This is a genomic window from Streptomyces sp. NPDC048560 (genome assembly GCF_040650955.1).
Classification (GTDB): domain Bacteria; phylum Actinomycetota; class Actinomycetes; order Streptomycetales; family Streptomycetaceae; genus Streptomyces.
Genome location: NZ_JBEZIJ010000002.1, coordinates 263,687 through 276,641 on the forward strand (window position 1 = coordinate 263,687; position 12,955 = coordinate 276,641).

The 12,955-nt window shown below is 71.9% G+C and carries 12 protein-coding genes; 9 read left to right on the forward strand and 3 right to left on the reverse strand.

Annotated features, from left to right (window positions below; all coding sequences use genetic code 11):
- Nucleotides 1–31: 31 nt before the first annotated feature.
- Complete coding sequence (locus AB0C82_RS07970; protein ID WP_362837530.1) at nucleotides 32–1,270, forward strand: FAD-dependent monooxygenase; 1,239 nt, start codon at nucleotides 32–34, stop codon at nucleotides 1,268–1,270.
- A gap of 9 nt (nucleotides 1,271–1,279) precedes the next feature.
- Here the strand turns inward: AB0C82_RS07970 and AB0C82_RS07975 are convergent, their stop codons facing one another.
- Nucleotides 1,280–2,503 (reverse strand): acetyl-CoA C-acetyltransferase, encoded by a 1,224-nt coding sequence (locus tag AB0C82_RS07975; protein WP_362837532.1) that lies wholly within the window; start codon nucleotides 2,501–2,503, stop codon nucleotides 1,280–1,282.
- 116 nt (nucleotides 2,504–2,619) lie between these two features.
- The gene (locus AB0C82_RS07980) at nucleotides 2,620–3,537 is read right to left on the reverse strand and encodes a LysR family transcriptional regulator (protein WP_362837534.1); all 918 of its coding nucleotides are present in this window, start codon (nucleotides 3,535–3,537) and stop codon (nucleotides 2,620–2,622) included.
- A gap of 132 nt (nucleotides 3,538–3,669) precedes the next feature.
- On the opposite strand from AB0C82_RS07980, the gene AB0C82_RS07985 reads away from it, so the two are divergent.
- From AB0C82_RS07985 to AB0C82_RS08000, 4 genes are all read left to right on the forward strand, one after another.
- Nucleotides 3,670–4,608, forward strand: a complete 939-nt coding sequence (locus AB0C82_RS07985; RefSeq protein WP_362837536.1) for a CoA-transferase — start codon at nucleotides 3,670–3,672, stop codon at nucleotides 4,606–4,608.
- A 38-nt stretch (nucleotides 4,609–4,646) separates the two neighbouring features.
- Nucleotides 4,647–5,426: a CoA-transferase gene (locus AB0C82_RS07990; protein WP_362837538.1), complete on the forward strand. Its 780-nt coding sequence runs from the start codon at nucleotides 4,647–4,649 to the stop codon at nucleotides 5,424–5,426.
- A 37-nt stretch (nucleotides 5,427–5,463) separates the two neighbouring features.
- Nucleotides 5,464–7,002, forward strand: a complete 1,539-nt coding sequence (locus AB0C82_RS07995) for a 3-hydroxyacyl-CoA dehydrogenase (protein ID WP_362837540.1) — start codon at nucleotides 5,464–5,466, stop codon at nucleotides 7,000–7,002.
- Between the two features lie 204 nt (nucleotides 7,003–7,206).
- Complete coding sequence (locus AB0C82_RS08000; RefSeq protein ID WP_362837542.1) at nucleotides 7,207–7,614, forward strand: VOC family protein; 408 nt, start codon at nucleotides 7,207–7,209, stop codon at nucleotides 7,612–7,614.
- 86 nt (nucleotides 7,615–7,700) lie between these two features.
- Here AB0C82_RS08000 and AB0C82_RS08005 read toward each other — a convergent pair whose 3' ends face one another.
- Nucleotides 7,701–8,786: a YihY/virulence factor BrkB family protein gene (locus AB0C82_RS08005; protein WP_362838385.1), complete on the reverse strand. Its 1,086-nt coding sequence runs from the start codon at nucleotides 8,784–8,786 to the stop codon at nucleotides 7,701–7,703.
- A 74-nt stretch (nucleotides 8,787–8,860) separates the two neighbouring features.
- On the opposite strand from AB0C82_RS08005, the gene AB0C82_RS08010 reads away from it, so the two are divergent.
- The 4 genes from AB0C82_RS08010 (at nucleotide 8,861) to AB0C82_RS08025 (ending at nucleotide 12,887) form a co-directional block, all read left to right on the forward strand.
- Complete coding sequence (locus AB0C82_RS08010; RefSeq protein WP_362837544.1) at nucleotides 8,861–10,498, forward strand: acyl-CoA dehydrogenase family protein; 1,638 nt, start codon at nucleotides 8,861–8,863, stop codon at nucleotides 10,496–10,498.
- A 284-nt stretch (nucleotides 10,499–10,782) separates the two neighbouring features.
- Complete coding sequence (locus tag AB0C82_RS08015; protein WP_362837546.1) at nucleotides 10,783–11,991, forward strand: GAF domain-containing protein; 1,209 nt, start codon at nucleotides 10,783–10,785, stop codon at nucleotides 11,989–11,991.
- A gap of 96 nt (nucleotides 11,992–12,087) precedes the next feature.
- Entirely contained in the window at nucleotides 12,088–12,684 is a 597-nt protein-coding gene (locus AB0C82_RS08020) for a GNAT family N-acetyltransferase (protein ID WP_362837548.1), read from the forward strand.
- Between the two features lie 119 nt (nucleotides 12,685–12,803).
- Complete coding sequence (locus AB0C82_RS08025) at nucleotides 12,804–12,887, forward strand: putative leader peptide (protein ID WP_309486338.1); 84 nt, start codon at nucleotides 12,804–12,806, stop codon at nucleotides 12,885–12,887.
- The last annotated feature ends 68 nt before the right edge of the window (nucleotides 12,888–12,955 follow it).

Here is a 12,955-nt window from a genome sequence, read left to right on the forward strand (position 1 = left end):
ACCTCCCCGTATCGGAACAGGCGGTATCGGCGTGGCGGTATCAGGCGTACGGATGGGCGTGGTCGGCGGCAGCATCGCGGGCTGCGCCATGGCGATCGCGGGTGCCCGGGCAGGCGCCGACGTCACCGTCTACGAACGCAGCGACGGTGAACTCCAGGACCGCGGTCTCGGCATCGTGATTCCCCCGGCGCTGCACGAGGAACTCGTCACGGCCGGATATCTGGACGCCTCGATGGACACGGCGCCTGTCGGGACCCGTGTGTGGCTCACCCGGAAGCCGGACGGGCGCACCGCCCATGAGTTCGGCAGGCAGCCGAGCGCCGTGGTGCCGTGCAACTGGGGGATGCTGTGGCGCTCGTTGCGCGCGCGTGCGGGTGACGTCCGCTACCACCGCGGGCTGCCGGTCACCTCGGTCGAGCGGGAGCCTTCGGGCCGCGCGCTGATCCGTACCGCCGCCGGGGCGGAGTCGTACGACATCGTCGTGGGCGCGGACGGCCATCAGTCGGTCACCCGGCGCCTGCTCGCACCGGGGCTGCGGCCCACACCCGCCGGTTACACGGTGTGGCGCGGCACCGTCGCCCTGAGCGCCTTCGCCGGTCGGCCGGAACAGCTGGAACTGCTGCGCGGCGCCTGGGTGACGGTGACCTTCGAGCGGGGGCACGGTGTCTTCTACCTGATCCCCTCGGCGCGGAAGGAGTCCGGCGGCGCAGGTGGGGAACGGCTCCTCGCCTACGCGGTCTACGGCTTCCTCCCCGCCCCGGCAGCCGGGCGCCGCGAGGAGGCCGCGTACGTACGGACCCTCGCCGACGAGCACTTCCCCGCCGAGTGGGCCGATGTCGTCGCCCGGGGGAAGCACCTCTCCCTGGTGTGTCATCCGGTGACCGACTTCCAGGCGCCCCGGTCCGCGAGCCCGCCGTTCCTGCTCGCCGGGGACGCCGCCGCGATCACCCGGCCGCACACAGCGAGCGGCGCGGTCAAGGCACTCCAGGACGCCCTCTGCCTGGAGCGGGCCCTGCGCGACTCGACGTCGACGGACGAGGCGCTGCGACGGTACGCGGACGAGCGCACAGCCGAAGGTGCCCGGCTGGTGGAGCTGGGGCGCAGGCTGGGGCACGCCCAGGTGGAGCGGACGCCGGAGTGGCACACGATGGGTCCCGCCGACGTGGACACCTGGAGCCGCGCCGTCCTGGGCGGCGCAACGAGCTATCTGTTCGGCGGGCCCCATCGCGGGGCGGACGCGGAACCGCCCCGTGGCAGCGCCTGCTCGTGACAGGACCCGTCAGGCGGCGATGCGTTCGAAGACCGCGGCGAGGCCCTGGCCGCCGCCGATGCACATGGTCTCCAGCCCGTAGCGGGCCTCGCGGCGGTGCATCTCCCGGGTGAGGGTGGCGAGGATGCGGGCTCCCGTGGCGCCCACGGGGTGGCCGAGGGATACCCCGGAGCCGTTGACGTTGATCCGCTCGTGATCCTTGTCGCCGAGGCCCAGTTCCCGGGTGCACGCGAGGACCTGGGCGGCGAACGCCTCGTTGAGCTCGATCAGGTCGAGGTCGGCGAGGGTCAGTCCGGCGCGGCCGAGCGCGGCGTGCGTGGCCGGGACGGGACCGATGCCCATCGTCGCGGCCGGGACGCCGGCGCGGGCGAAGGAGACGAGGCGCACGAGCGGGGTGAGGCCGAGCCGTTCGGCGGTGGCGGCGCTGGTCACCAGGCACGCGGCCGCCGCGTCGTTCTGGCCGCTGGCGTTGCCTGCGGTGACGGTGGCTTCCGGGTCGGTCCTGCCCATGAGGGGGCGCAGAGCGGCGAGTTGCTCGGCGGTGGTGTCGGGGCGGGGGTGCTCGTCGGCGGTGACGACCGTCTCGCCCTTGCGGGTCCGTACGGTGACGGGGACGATCTCCGCGTCGTAGCGTCCCTCCGCGACCGCTCGGGCGGCCCGCTGCTGGGAACGCAGGGCCAGCGCGTCCTGGTCGGCGCGGCTGATCCCGTACTCCCGGCGCAGGTTCTCCGCCGTCTCGATCATGCCCCCGGGTACGGGGTGGTTGACGCCGCCCGCCGTGACCCGGCCGCGGGCCAGGGAGTCGTGGAGCTGGAGGCCTGGGCCCTTGATGCCCCAGCGCCCGTCGTGCGTGTAGTAGGGGGCGGCGCTCATGACGTCGACGCCTCCCGCGATCACGAGGTCGCTGAAGCCCGCCCGGATCTGCATCGCCGCGTCGAGTACGGCCTGGAGGCCGGAGCCGCAGCGCCGGTCGATCTGCGCGCCGGTGACGGTGACGGGCAGTCCGGCGTCCAGGGCGGCGACCCGGCCGATGGCGGGCGCGTCGGACGAGGGGTAGGCGTGCCCGAGGATCACCTCGTCGACCCGGTCGGGGTCGACGCCGGTCCGGGCGACGACCTCGGCGATGACGCGCGCGGCCAGTGAGGCCGGCGTCTGCTGTGCGAACGCTCCGCCGAAGCGGCCGATGGGCGTGCGCAGGGGTTCGCAGACGACGACATCGAGCTGGTCGGGCACGGCGGGGCCTTTCGGAGGGTGGCCGGGGAGTGATGCGGTGTGACGCGTACGACCCTCGCATCAGGGACTGATTCGGTCCAATATCGAATTCGCCCTGATCCGAGACGGGGCGCGTCTCAATGGGGTGGGGGCGGGTTCGCTCCGCCGGGGGTCGGCAGGGCCTCCTCGGCGACGGCGAGCACCGCACGGAGCGCGGCGGACGGGTTGTCCTGGCGCCAGGCCAGCGCCGCCTGGCGCCGGATGGGTGGTCCGGCGAGGGGCCGGTAGACCAAGCCGTTCTGCTGGATGTGCATGCAGGAGGTGACCGTCAGGGTGACGCCGACGCCGGCTGCGACCAGCGCCATGATCGTGTACGAGTCGGGAGCTTCCTGCACCACGCGCGGGGTGAACCCGGAGGCCTCGCAGGCTTCGGTCATGGCGTCGCGCACGGTCGATCCGGTGTTGGCGGGGAAGGAGACGAACGGTTCGTCGGCGAGCACCGCGAGCGGGACGCTGTCCAGCTGGGCGAGCCGGTGGTCCGAGGGCAGCGCGCAGATCAGCTCCTCCTCGTCGATCACGCGGTAGGACACGCCCGGCCGCGTCACGGGCAGCCGGACGAAACCGAGGTCGAGGGAGCCGTCGGCGACCCGGGACAGGGCGACGTTGGCGTACGTCTGGCCCGTCATGACGAGTTCGAGTCCGGGGTGGGCGGCGCGCACGGCACGGGTCAGCCGGGGCAGGGTCTCGTGGCTGGAGGCTCCGGCGAATCCGATGGTGACCCGCCCGTACTCGCCGCGGCCGGCGGCCTTGGCCGCCCGGACCGCCGTATCGAGATCGTCGAGCACGGTGCGTACCGGTCCGAGGAACGACTCGCCCGCGCTGGTCAGACGTACGGAGCGGGTGTTGCGTACGAAGAGCTGCACACCGAGCTGCTTCTCCAGCTGGCGGATCTGCTGGCTCAGCGGGGGCTGGGCCATCTGGAGCCGCTTGGCGGCCCGGCTGAAGTGCAGTTCCTCTGCCACGGCGACGAACGCGGTCAGATGTCGCAGTTCCATGCAGCACTCCGCTCCTGACAGGCCCGTATTCATTGGTTCACGGTCTTGATGCGACCTTAATTTGGTATTGGACAGCAATCAATGGCCGCTGACACGGTGGAGCGTCCCGCACGCGCAGGCCCGAGGAGCACCGTGGACAGAACCGACAAGGTCATGACGATGAAGGCGGCGGTCGCCGCCTTCGTCCGTGACGGGGACACCGTCTGCCTCGAAGGGTTCACCCATCTGATCCCGACGGCCGCGGGACACGAGATCATCCGGCAGGGCCGCAAGGACCTCACCGTCGTGCGGATGACGGCCGACATCGTGGTGGACCAGATGCTCGCCGCGGGCTGTGTCTCCCGGCTGGTCTCCTCCTTCGTCGGCAACTCGTCGGCCGGCTCGCTGGGCAATCTGCGGCGCCGCATCGAGAGCGCCGATCCCGAGCCGCTCGCCTACGAGGAGTACAGCCACTACGGCATGATCTGCCGCTATCTCGCCGGGTCGCAGCGGCTGCCGTTCTATCCGCTGCGCTCCTACGGCGGCAGCGATCTGCCGGGCGTCAACAGCGATCTGCGCAAGGTCACTTCGCCCTACCCGGGACCGGACGGCGAACCGGAGCAGATCTATGTCGTGCCGCCGGTCAACCCCGACGTGACGATCATCCACGCACAGCGGGCCGACCGCGGCGGCAACACCCAGATGTGGGGGCTGACCGGCGTCCAGGCGGAGGCGGTGTACGCGGCGAGGAAGGCGGTCGTCGTGGTCGAGGAGCTCGTGGACGACGAGGTGATCCGCTCGGACCCGAACCGCACGCTCGTGCCCGCCCACGCCGTCGACGCCGTCGTCGTCTGCCCGCGCGGCGCGCACCCGTCGTTCGCGCAGGGGTACTACGACCGCGACAACGCGTTCTACCGGGCCTGGTCGCGGATCAGCCAGGAGCCGGACCTCATCCGGGGGTGGCTGGAGGAGTGGGTGTACGGGACGGCCGACCACGCGGAGTACGTGGCGAAGCTGGGCGAGGAGTTCTGGGCGGGCCTGGCCGTCGGCGAGGCGCTGAGCGAGCCGGTCAACTACGGACGCCGGCTGTGACGGCCACGCACGCGGGACACGAGAAGGAGAAACCGGCCATGACCCTCATCGCGCAGGACACCCCCGTCACCTCGTCGGAGCTGCTGTCCGTCGTGGCGTCGCGCGAACTCGTCGCGCGCCGGACGGTGTTCGCGGGCATCGGGCTGCCGACGCTCGCGACCGAGCTGGCGCATCTGACGGTCGCGCCTGAGATCGAGGTGGTGTACGAGTCGGGAGTCTGCGGCGCGCACCCCTCGCGCCTGCCGGAGACGATCGCGGACGCCGTCCTGATCACCGGGGCCGAGGCGGTGATCTCCATGCCGGCGCTGTTCGGCTGCGTCCTCCAGGGCGGGCACATCGACGTCGGTTTCCTGGGCGCTGCCCAGATCGACCGCTGGGGCAACCTCAACACCTCGGTCATCGGTGACTGGGAGAGCCCGTCGGTGCGGCTGCCGGGGTCGGGTGGCGGTGTCGAGGTGATGGCCAACGCGCGTGAGGTGTTCGTGGTGATGCGCCGGCACACTCCGCGTTCCTTCACCGATCCGCTGGACTTCTGCACGACCCCGGGTCCCGACAGGGCGCTCGCCGACGGCATCCGCCCGCTCGGCACCGGCGTCACCCGCGTCATCACCGAACTGGGCATCCTCGCCCGTGAGGGCGTCGGCCACGAGCTGCGGCTGGTCTCCGTCCAGCCGGGCGTCACCGTCGAGCAGGTCAGGGCCGCGACGGGCTGGGACCTCCAGGTCGCCGGCACGGTCACCACGATCGCGCCCCCGACCGCCGAGGAGCTGCGCCTGCTGCGCGAGGATGTCGACCCCGACCGCGTCTACCTTCGCTGAGCCGGAAACCGATCTACCGAAAGGACCGTCAACCGCCATGCGGATCAGGATCGTCGGCGCCGGGGCCATGGGCCGCGGCATCGCCCAGTGGGCGGCGACCGCAGGACACACCGTCGAGTTGTGCGACGTACGCGCCGAGGCGGTGAAGGACGCCGTGGAGTTCGTGACGGCCATGCTGGAGCGCGCCGTGCAGAAGGGCCGGATGTCCGCCGAGGAGCGCGGGGCCACGGTCGGGCGTCTCGTACCGCTCGACGACCCGTGGGCGCCGGGCCCCGACGTCGAGCTCGTCATCGAGGCCGTACGGGAGGATCCGGCGACCAAGGCCGAGGTGTTCGGCAAGCTGGAGCGTGCGCTGCCCGCCTCAACCGTGTTCGCGACGAACACCTCGTCCCTGTCGGTCACCGGCATCGCTTCGACGCTCCAGGACCCGACGCGCCTGGCGGGGCTGCACTTCTTCAACCCGGTGCCGCTGATGAAGATCGTCGAGGTGGTGCCGGGCGCTGCCACCCGCACGGAGATCCCGCCCCTCCTCACGGCGCTGGTGGAGAGCTGCGGGCACCGTGCCGTCACGGTCGCCGACACCCCCGGCTTCCTCGTCAACCACGCGGGGCGCGGGCTGGTGACCGAGGCACTCGCGCTGCTGGAGGAGTCGGTCTCCGATCCGGCGGGCATCGACCGGATCGCCCGCGAGGTGCTGGGGCTGCGGATGGGCCCGTTCGAGCTGATGGACCTGACCGGCCTCGACGTGACGGCCGCGGTGATCGACTCGATCTGGCAGGGCTTCCGGTACGAGGACCGGCTCCGGCCCTCCTACCTCACCCCGAACCGGGTCGCGGCGGGACTGCACGGACGCAAGACCGGCCGGGGCTGGTTCGCGTACGGGCCCGAGGCACCCGCCCCGTCGCCCGAGCCGCCGGTCACGGGCGACGCCGCCCGCCCGGTGTTCGTGGTGGGCGCGGATTCGGACCCCGAGGCGGTCCGGCTGCGCGGCGCGCTGTCCGGAGCGGGCGCGAACGTGGCGACGGGACCGGCGCCCGGGGCGGACGCGGTCGTGCTCGTTCCGGTGTGGGGCACCACGGTGGCCGCCGCAGTCTCCGCGCACGGCCTGCCCGCCGGCCGCACCTTCGGGGTGGACCCGCTGCCCGCTGCGGGCCGGCGCCGGGTGCTCGCCGTGACGCCTGCCGCGGACCCGGCCGCCGCTCGGGACGCCCGTGCGGTGCTCGCCCTGGCGGCGGACGGCGAGGAGCCCTGGGCCGTTTCGGTGGTCCGGGACACGGCGGGGTCGGTCGCGCAGCGACTGCTCTCCTCCATCGTCTCCGTCGCCGCGTCGATCGCGGAGCGCTCCCTCGCGACGCCCGCCGATATCGATCTGGCCGTCACGACCGGGCTCGGCTATCCCGTCGGGCCGCTGGCCTGGGGCGAGCGCGTCGGGGCCGGGCGGATGCTGGAGCTGCACCGGGCCTTGCACGCCTCGACGGGCGACCCCCGCCACCGCCCGACCCGCTGGGTCACCGAGCGGGCGCAGCTCGGGCTGGCGCTGACGGACCCGGGCTCCTCCCTCGCCGACTGCGGGTAGCGAGTGGGCCGGGCGCCCGGGGGACGCGGTCTCCCCGGGCGCCCGGCCACGACCGTTCCGTAAAGGACCGGAGGGCGTCCGGCGGGCCTGAGGGCTTTCCCGTCCGCCTGTTGCACGTGTTCGGGCGTTCCGGCAACGCGGCGAGGCGCGGTGGCTGTCGTCGTGCCCCGCCAGGGATCGTGGGGCAGCCCTTAGGTTCGGTGCATGACTCCACGACTCGACGCGATCAGCATCACCACCGCCGACCTGGGCGCCTCGCTCGCCTTCTACCGCCGCCTCGGTCTCGACATCCCCGCCGGCGCCGAATCCGCCCCCCATGTCGAAGCGGCGCTGCCGGGCGGGATGCGGCTGCTCTGGGACACCGAGGACGTCGTCCGCTCCTTCGATCCCGCGTGGGCCGGATCGGCCGGCGGGGAACGTCTGGGGCTCGCCTTCCTCTGCGACAGCCCGGCGGAGGTGGACTCGGTGTACGGCGATCTGACCGGCGCCGGGTACGAGGGCCATCTCGCGCCGTGGGACGCGGTGTGGGGGCAGCGTTACGCGGTGGTGCTCGACCCGGACGGCAGCGCGGTGTCGCTCTTCGCCCCCGCCCCGTCGCCCGCGTCCCCGTAACCCCGTGGCCCGCCGACGGCCGCTGGGTGTCGGGGCCCCGCCGCGTCGATGAGCGGCGCCCCCTCCTCGTACATCCGGGAGCTCTCCTACGGGCCTGGTTTCGTCTCCCTGTCGCGGGGGCCGTGCAGCCGGGACTTCACGTCGTCCGGGGGCAGGAACCGCGACCAGCGCTCCGGGAACTCGGACGGCATGTACACGTCGTCCTCGTCGTCTTCGTCATCCGGAGCGCGAGGGGTGGCGGACCAGGTGCGGGCCACGAACTCGGCCGCCTGCGCGGCCCGCGCCCGTTCGTTGGCCGCACGGGCCACGGAGGTCGCGAGCGAGGGCCAGACCCGGTCGATGGCCGCGTTGACCGCAGCGCCGACCAGCACCGCGAATGCGGAGATACCGATCCACAGCAGGACGGCGATGGGCGCGGCCAAGGAGCCGTAGATCGTGGGGCCCTCGACCGTGCTGGTGAGGTAGATCCGCAGCAGGAAGCTGCCGACCACCCACATGCCCAGGGCCACCAGCGCACCCGGCACGTCCTCGATCCACGGGGAACGGACCGGCACAGACACGTGGTAGAGCGTCGTGAGGAACGCGATCGTCAGGAGTATGACCAGCGGCCAGTACAGGACCGCTATGACTTCCGTGCCCCAGGGGACGAACTCCACGACCCGGTCGGGCCCGACGACGAGCAGGGGCAGGACCACCGCTCCGAGCAGCAGCGCGATGATGTACAGCAGGAAGGCGAGCAACCGGGTCTTGACGATTCCGCGTTCGCCGTCGAGTCCGTACATGACGGTGATCGTGTCGATGAAGACGTTCACCGCCCGCGATCCGGACCACAGGGCGATCGCGAAACCGATGGAGATGACGTCGGGACGGGCGCCCGTCGTCACGTCGTCCAGCAGCGGCTTGGCGAAGTCGTTGACGCCGCGCTCGGAGAGGACCGTCTGCGCCGCGTTGAGGATGTTCCGCTCGATGGAGGCGACCGTGGTGGTCGTCGTCCACTCGTCGACGTAGCCGAGCAGCCCGATGAGACCGAGCAGAAGCGGCGGCATCGACAAAAGGGTGAAGAACGCCGCCTCGGCCGCGAGGCCGAGGATGCGGTACTCGATGCACGAGTTGACGGTGTCCTTGAGCAACTGCCATGCCATCTGCCGCTTGGACACGTTGCGGTAGAGCACTCGAGCCCGGTGGAGCCGCCCCGATGGCCGCTCGGGTGTTTCATTTGCTGCCTGCACCTCCTTACCGTAGCTGTATGGCAGCCACCACCCACACAGTGACCAACCAGGTTCCACCGCTGGTCGGCTATGACGTCTTCCATGCCGATCTCGCCCTCACCGAGGCCGTCGAGCGGCACCTCGCCCCGGATCTCCTCTCCTCGGTGCGCGACGAGCTCGGCACGCTCGGCCGGTCGGCAGGTTCCGCCCACGCGCAGGAGTGGGGTGCGCAGGCGAACGAGAACCCTCCGAAACTGCGTACGCACGACCGGTACGGTCACCGCATCGACGAGGTGGACTTCCATCCGTCCTGGCACCGGCTGCTGGGTCACGCGGTGTCGGCCGGACTGACCGACGCCTGGAGCAGGCCCGGCGGTCACGTCCGGCGGGCGGCCGGATTCCTGGTCTGGACACAGAGCGAGGCGGGCCACGGCTGCCCGCTGTCCATGACCCACGCCGCGGTCCCGGCCCTGCGGACCGACCCGGCGCTGGCCGCCGCGTGGGAGCCGCTGCTGACGTCGAACGTCTACGAGGAGGGCCTGCGGCCTCCGCTGGAGAAGGCCGGTGTCCTCTTCGGGATGGGCATGACCGAGAAGCAGGGCGGCACCGACGTGCGGTCCAACACGACGCGCGCCGAACCGCTGGCCGCAGACGGTGAGTACCTGCTCACGGGCCACAAGTGGTTCTGCTCGGCGCCGATGTCCGACGGTTTCCTGGTCCTCGCACAGGCTCCGGGAGGGCTGACCTGCTTCCTCCTGCCGCGGGTTCTGCCGGACGGGACCCGGAACGTGTTCGCCATCCAGCGCCTCAAGGACAAACTGGGCAATCGTTCCAATGCGTCCAGCGAGGTGGAGTTCGACGGCACATGGGCCCAGCGGGTCGGCGAGGAGGGGCGCGGGGTCCGCACCATCATCGAGATGGTGGCGGCCACCCGGCTGGACTGCGTGGTCGGTTCGGCCGCGCTGATGCGGCAGGCGGTGGCGCAGGCGGTCCATCACACGGCGTACCGGCAGGCTTTCGGCGGTCTGCTGATCGAGAAGCCGCTGATGCGCAACGTCCTGGCCGACCTGGCGCTGGAGTCGGAGGCGGCGACGACGCTCGCGCTGCGGCTGGCCGCGGCGTACGACGCCGACACCCCTCAGGAGCGGGCGTTCCTGCGGATCGCCGTGCCCACTGCCAAGTACTGGGTGACGAAGCGGTGCACGGCCGTGGTGGGCGAGGCGCTGGAGTGCCTCGGTGGCAACGGTTACGTGGAGGAGTCGGGTATGCCACGCCTGTTGCGCGAGGCACCGCTCAACTCGATCTGGGAGGGCTCGGGGAACGTCCAGGCGCTGGACGTGCTGCGGGCGCTGCAGCGGGAACCGCATGCGCTGGACGCGTTCCTCAAGGAGATCGGTGCGGCGCGGGGCGCCGACCACCGGCTGGACGGGGCGATCAAGGATCTGCTCACCGAACTGGCGGACCTGGAAGCGGTGGAGGCGCGGGCCCGGCGGCTGGTCGAACGGATGGCGCTGGTGCTCCAGGGATCACTGCTGGTCCGCTGGGCACCGCCCGAGGTGGCCGACGCGTTCTGCGCCTCACGGCTGGGCGGGGACTGGGGATCGGCCTTCGGGACGCTGCCGCACCAGCTCGATCTGGCCTCGATCGTGGAGCGGGCGCGGGCCTACGACCGGTAGCCCGGCCCGGGGAGAAGCCACGGAGGGTGGTGCTGCGCCGACACGGCACCACCCTCCATGCTTGTTCAACACCTGAAGCACGGGACACAGGCCCCGCACCGCGGTGTTCCGCCACTCTCGTCCGGACCTGTACCCGCTGACCAGAGTTGCAAGGGGTTGCAAGCATTGATGACACGCGACGCCGGACAGCGGCAGGATAGGACCTGCCCGGCCACGACCGGCCGGCGGGCGGGCCCCCACCCCGCAGCCTGATCGAGGGGAAGAGCGATGAGGGGGAACGAGTGATGCGGACCAGCCGTGCAGGCCAGCCGCGTGGGGCCGTCCCGCGCGCGGAGATCGACGCCTCGTGGGACCGGGTGGCGCGCAGCGGCGTCGATCCGGAGCAGTCGACGGAGAGCGAGCTGCTGGAACCGGACGAGATCGAGCACCGGCGCACCTCCTCGACACTCGGTGCGGTGATGCCCATGCTGCGCGACGGTCTCGCCTCCATAGCGGACGCCTCGCAGCAGATCATGGTGCTCACCGATGTGGACGGCCGGGTGCTGTGGCGCCAGGGCCATTCGAGGGTGCTGCGCCAGGCCGACGGCATCTGCCTGGAGGAGGGGGCCGCGTGGTCGGAGACGACCACCGGGACCAACGCCATCGGCACGACGCTCGCCACGCGCAAGCCGATCCAGGTGCACTCCGCCGAGCACTTCGTGCGCTCGCTGCACAACTGGACCTGCGCCGCCGCTCCGGTGTGCGATCCGCGCGACGGCAAGCTCGTCGGCATCCTGGACATCAGCGGGCCGGCCCGCACCTTCCATCCGGCGACGCTGGCGCTGGTCGACTCGGTGGCCAGGCTGGCCGAGAGCGAGCTGCGGATGCGGCACCTGGTCTCGATCGAGCGGCTGCGGGCGGTGGCCGCGCCGATCCTCTGCCGGCTGAGCGGACGGGCGCTCGCGGTCGACACCCATGGCTGGCTGGCCGCGGTCACGGGGATGCCGCCGGTGGACCGGCTGCCCCTGCCGAAGTCCCTGCGGGCGGGCCGGGTGTGGCTGCCGTCCCTGGGCATGTGCCGGGTGGAGCCGCTGCCCGGCGGCTGGCTGGTCCAGGTGGCCGACGCGGGACTCGACGGCCCGCCGCGCCGGGTGGTGCTGGATCTGAGCAGGGCCCGGGGGCTGTCCGTCCATGTGATCAACCCGGTGGGCACCTGGACGCAGCGGCTCTCGCCGCGCCACGCGGAGCTGCTGTACACGCTGGCGCTGCATCCGGAGGGGCGCACGGCGGCGGAGCTGGCGCAGGACATCTTCGGCGACGCGACGAGGACGGTGACGGTCCGGGCCGAGATCTCGCGGCTGCGGCGCCATCTGGCGGAGGTGCTGGCCCACCGCCCGTACCGCTTCGGCGAGGACGTGGAGGTGGAGGTGGTCCACCCGGAGGATCCGGCGGATCTGCTGCCGCACTCGAAGGCACCGGTGGTGGTCGGGACGCGCGGCTCCGCGAGTCCGTAGCGGTGGGACTCCCTCGGCTCCGGCACCGCGCCGATCTCGGACGACCGTTCCCGGACCCGCCTTGGCTGAAATCGAACGGCATGATTCCCTGGCCGTATGAGCACCTCGCCGCACCCCGCCCCCGCCACGACCGCGGTGACCATCTGGTCCCTGGAGCAGACCTCGGCCGCCGACCTGCGGCCCTCCGCCGCTCCCGGCGACGGGGTGCGGGTCGTACGCTCGGAGCGGCCGCTGCCGGAGTTCAGCCGGTTCCTCTACACGGCGGTCGGCGGCGACATCCGCTGGACCGACCGGCTGGGGATGTCGTACGCCCAGTGGCAGGAGACCCTGGACCGGCCCGGCGTCGAGACCTGGGTGGCGTACGAGAACGGCACCCCGGCCGGATACGTGGAGCTCGATCCGCAGGCCGAGGGCTCCGTGGAGATCATGTACTTCGGACTGATTCCGGCCTTCCGGGGACGGCGCATCGGCGGGCACCTGCTCTCGGTGGGCGTGGCACGCGCCTGGGACCTGGCCGAGCGCTGGCCGGAGCGGACCCCGACGAAGCGGGTCTGGCTCCACACCTGCTCCGAGGACGGCCCGCACGCGATGGACAACTACCTGCGCCGGGGTTTCCGGCTGTTCGACACCCGGATCGAGCACGGGCCGGCGGTCGAGACCCCCGGCCCGTGGCCCGGAGCGCACACCGCCTGAGTGGATTTGTCGGCCCTCCGGAAGTGACGGACGACACAGTGTCTCATCTTTCGAGACCATGTCGTCCACATCGTGGATCGTGGTGGACTGCCCCGAACTGCGCGTGACACGCTTCCGTCATGTCTGGAACTGGAATTGCCTTGGTGAGTCGGCGGCACGTCGACCTCGGCCGCATGTCCAGCGCCATCTGTCCAGCGAGCTGAGAGACCCAGCACCGCTGAGATCCCGTTACCTCTACTGACCCTGCGCACCGCCGCGCCCTCCGCGCGAG

Excerpts from the sequence above, each read along its gene's own strand:
- AB0C82_RS08000 (WP_362837542.1), top strand. The coding sequence starts at position 7,207 with ATGACTCCACGACTCGACGCGATCAGCATCACCACCGCCGACCTGGGC.
- AB0C82_RS07995 (WP_362837540.1), top strand. The coding sequence starts at position 5,464 with ATGCGGATCAGGATCGTCGGCGCCGGGGCCATGGGCCGCGGCATCGCC.
- AB0C82_RS08015 (WP_362837546.1), top strand. The coding sequence starts at position 10,783 with ATGCGGACCAGCCGTGCAGGCCAGCCGCGTGGGGCCGTCCCGCGCGCG.
- AB0C82_RS07990 (WP_362837538.1), top strand. The coding sequence starts at position 4,647 with ATGACCCTCATCGCGCAGGACACCCCCGTCACCTCGTCGGAGCTGCTG.
- AB0C82_RS08020 (WP_362837548.1), top strand. The coding sequence starts at position 12,088 with ATGAGCACCTCGCCGCACCCCGCCCCCGCCACGACCGCGGTGACCATC.
- AB0C82_RS07980 (WP_362837534.1), bottom strand. The coding sequence starts at position 3,537 with ATGGAACTGCGACATCTGACCGCGTTCGTCGCCGTGGCAGAGGAACTG.
- AB0C82_RS08010 (WP_362837544.1), top strand. The coding sequence starts at position 8,861 with ATGGCAGCCACCACCCACACAGTGACCAACCAGGTTCCACCGCTGGTC.
- AB0C82_RS08025 (WP_309486338.1), top strand. The coding sequence starts at position 12,804 with ATGTCTGGAACTGGAATTGCCTTGGTGAGTCGGCGGCACGTCGACCTC.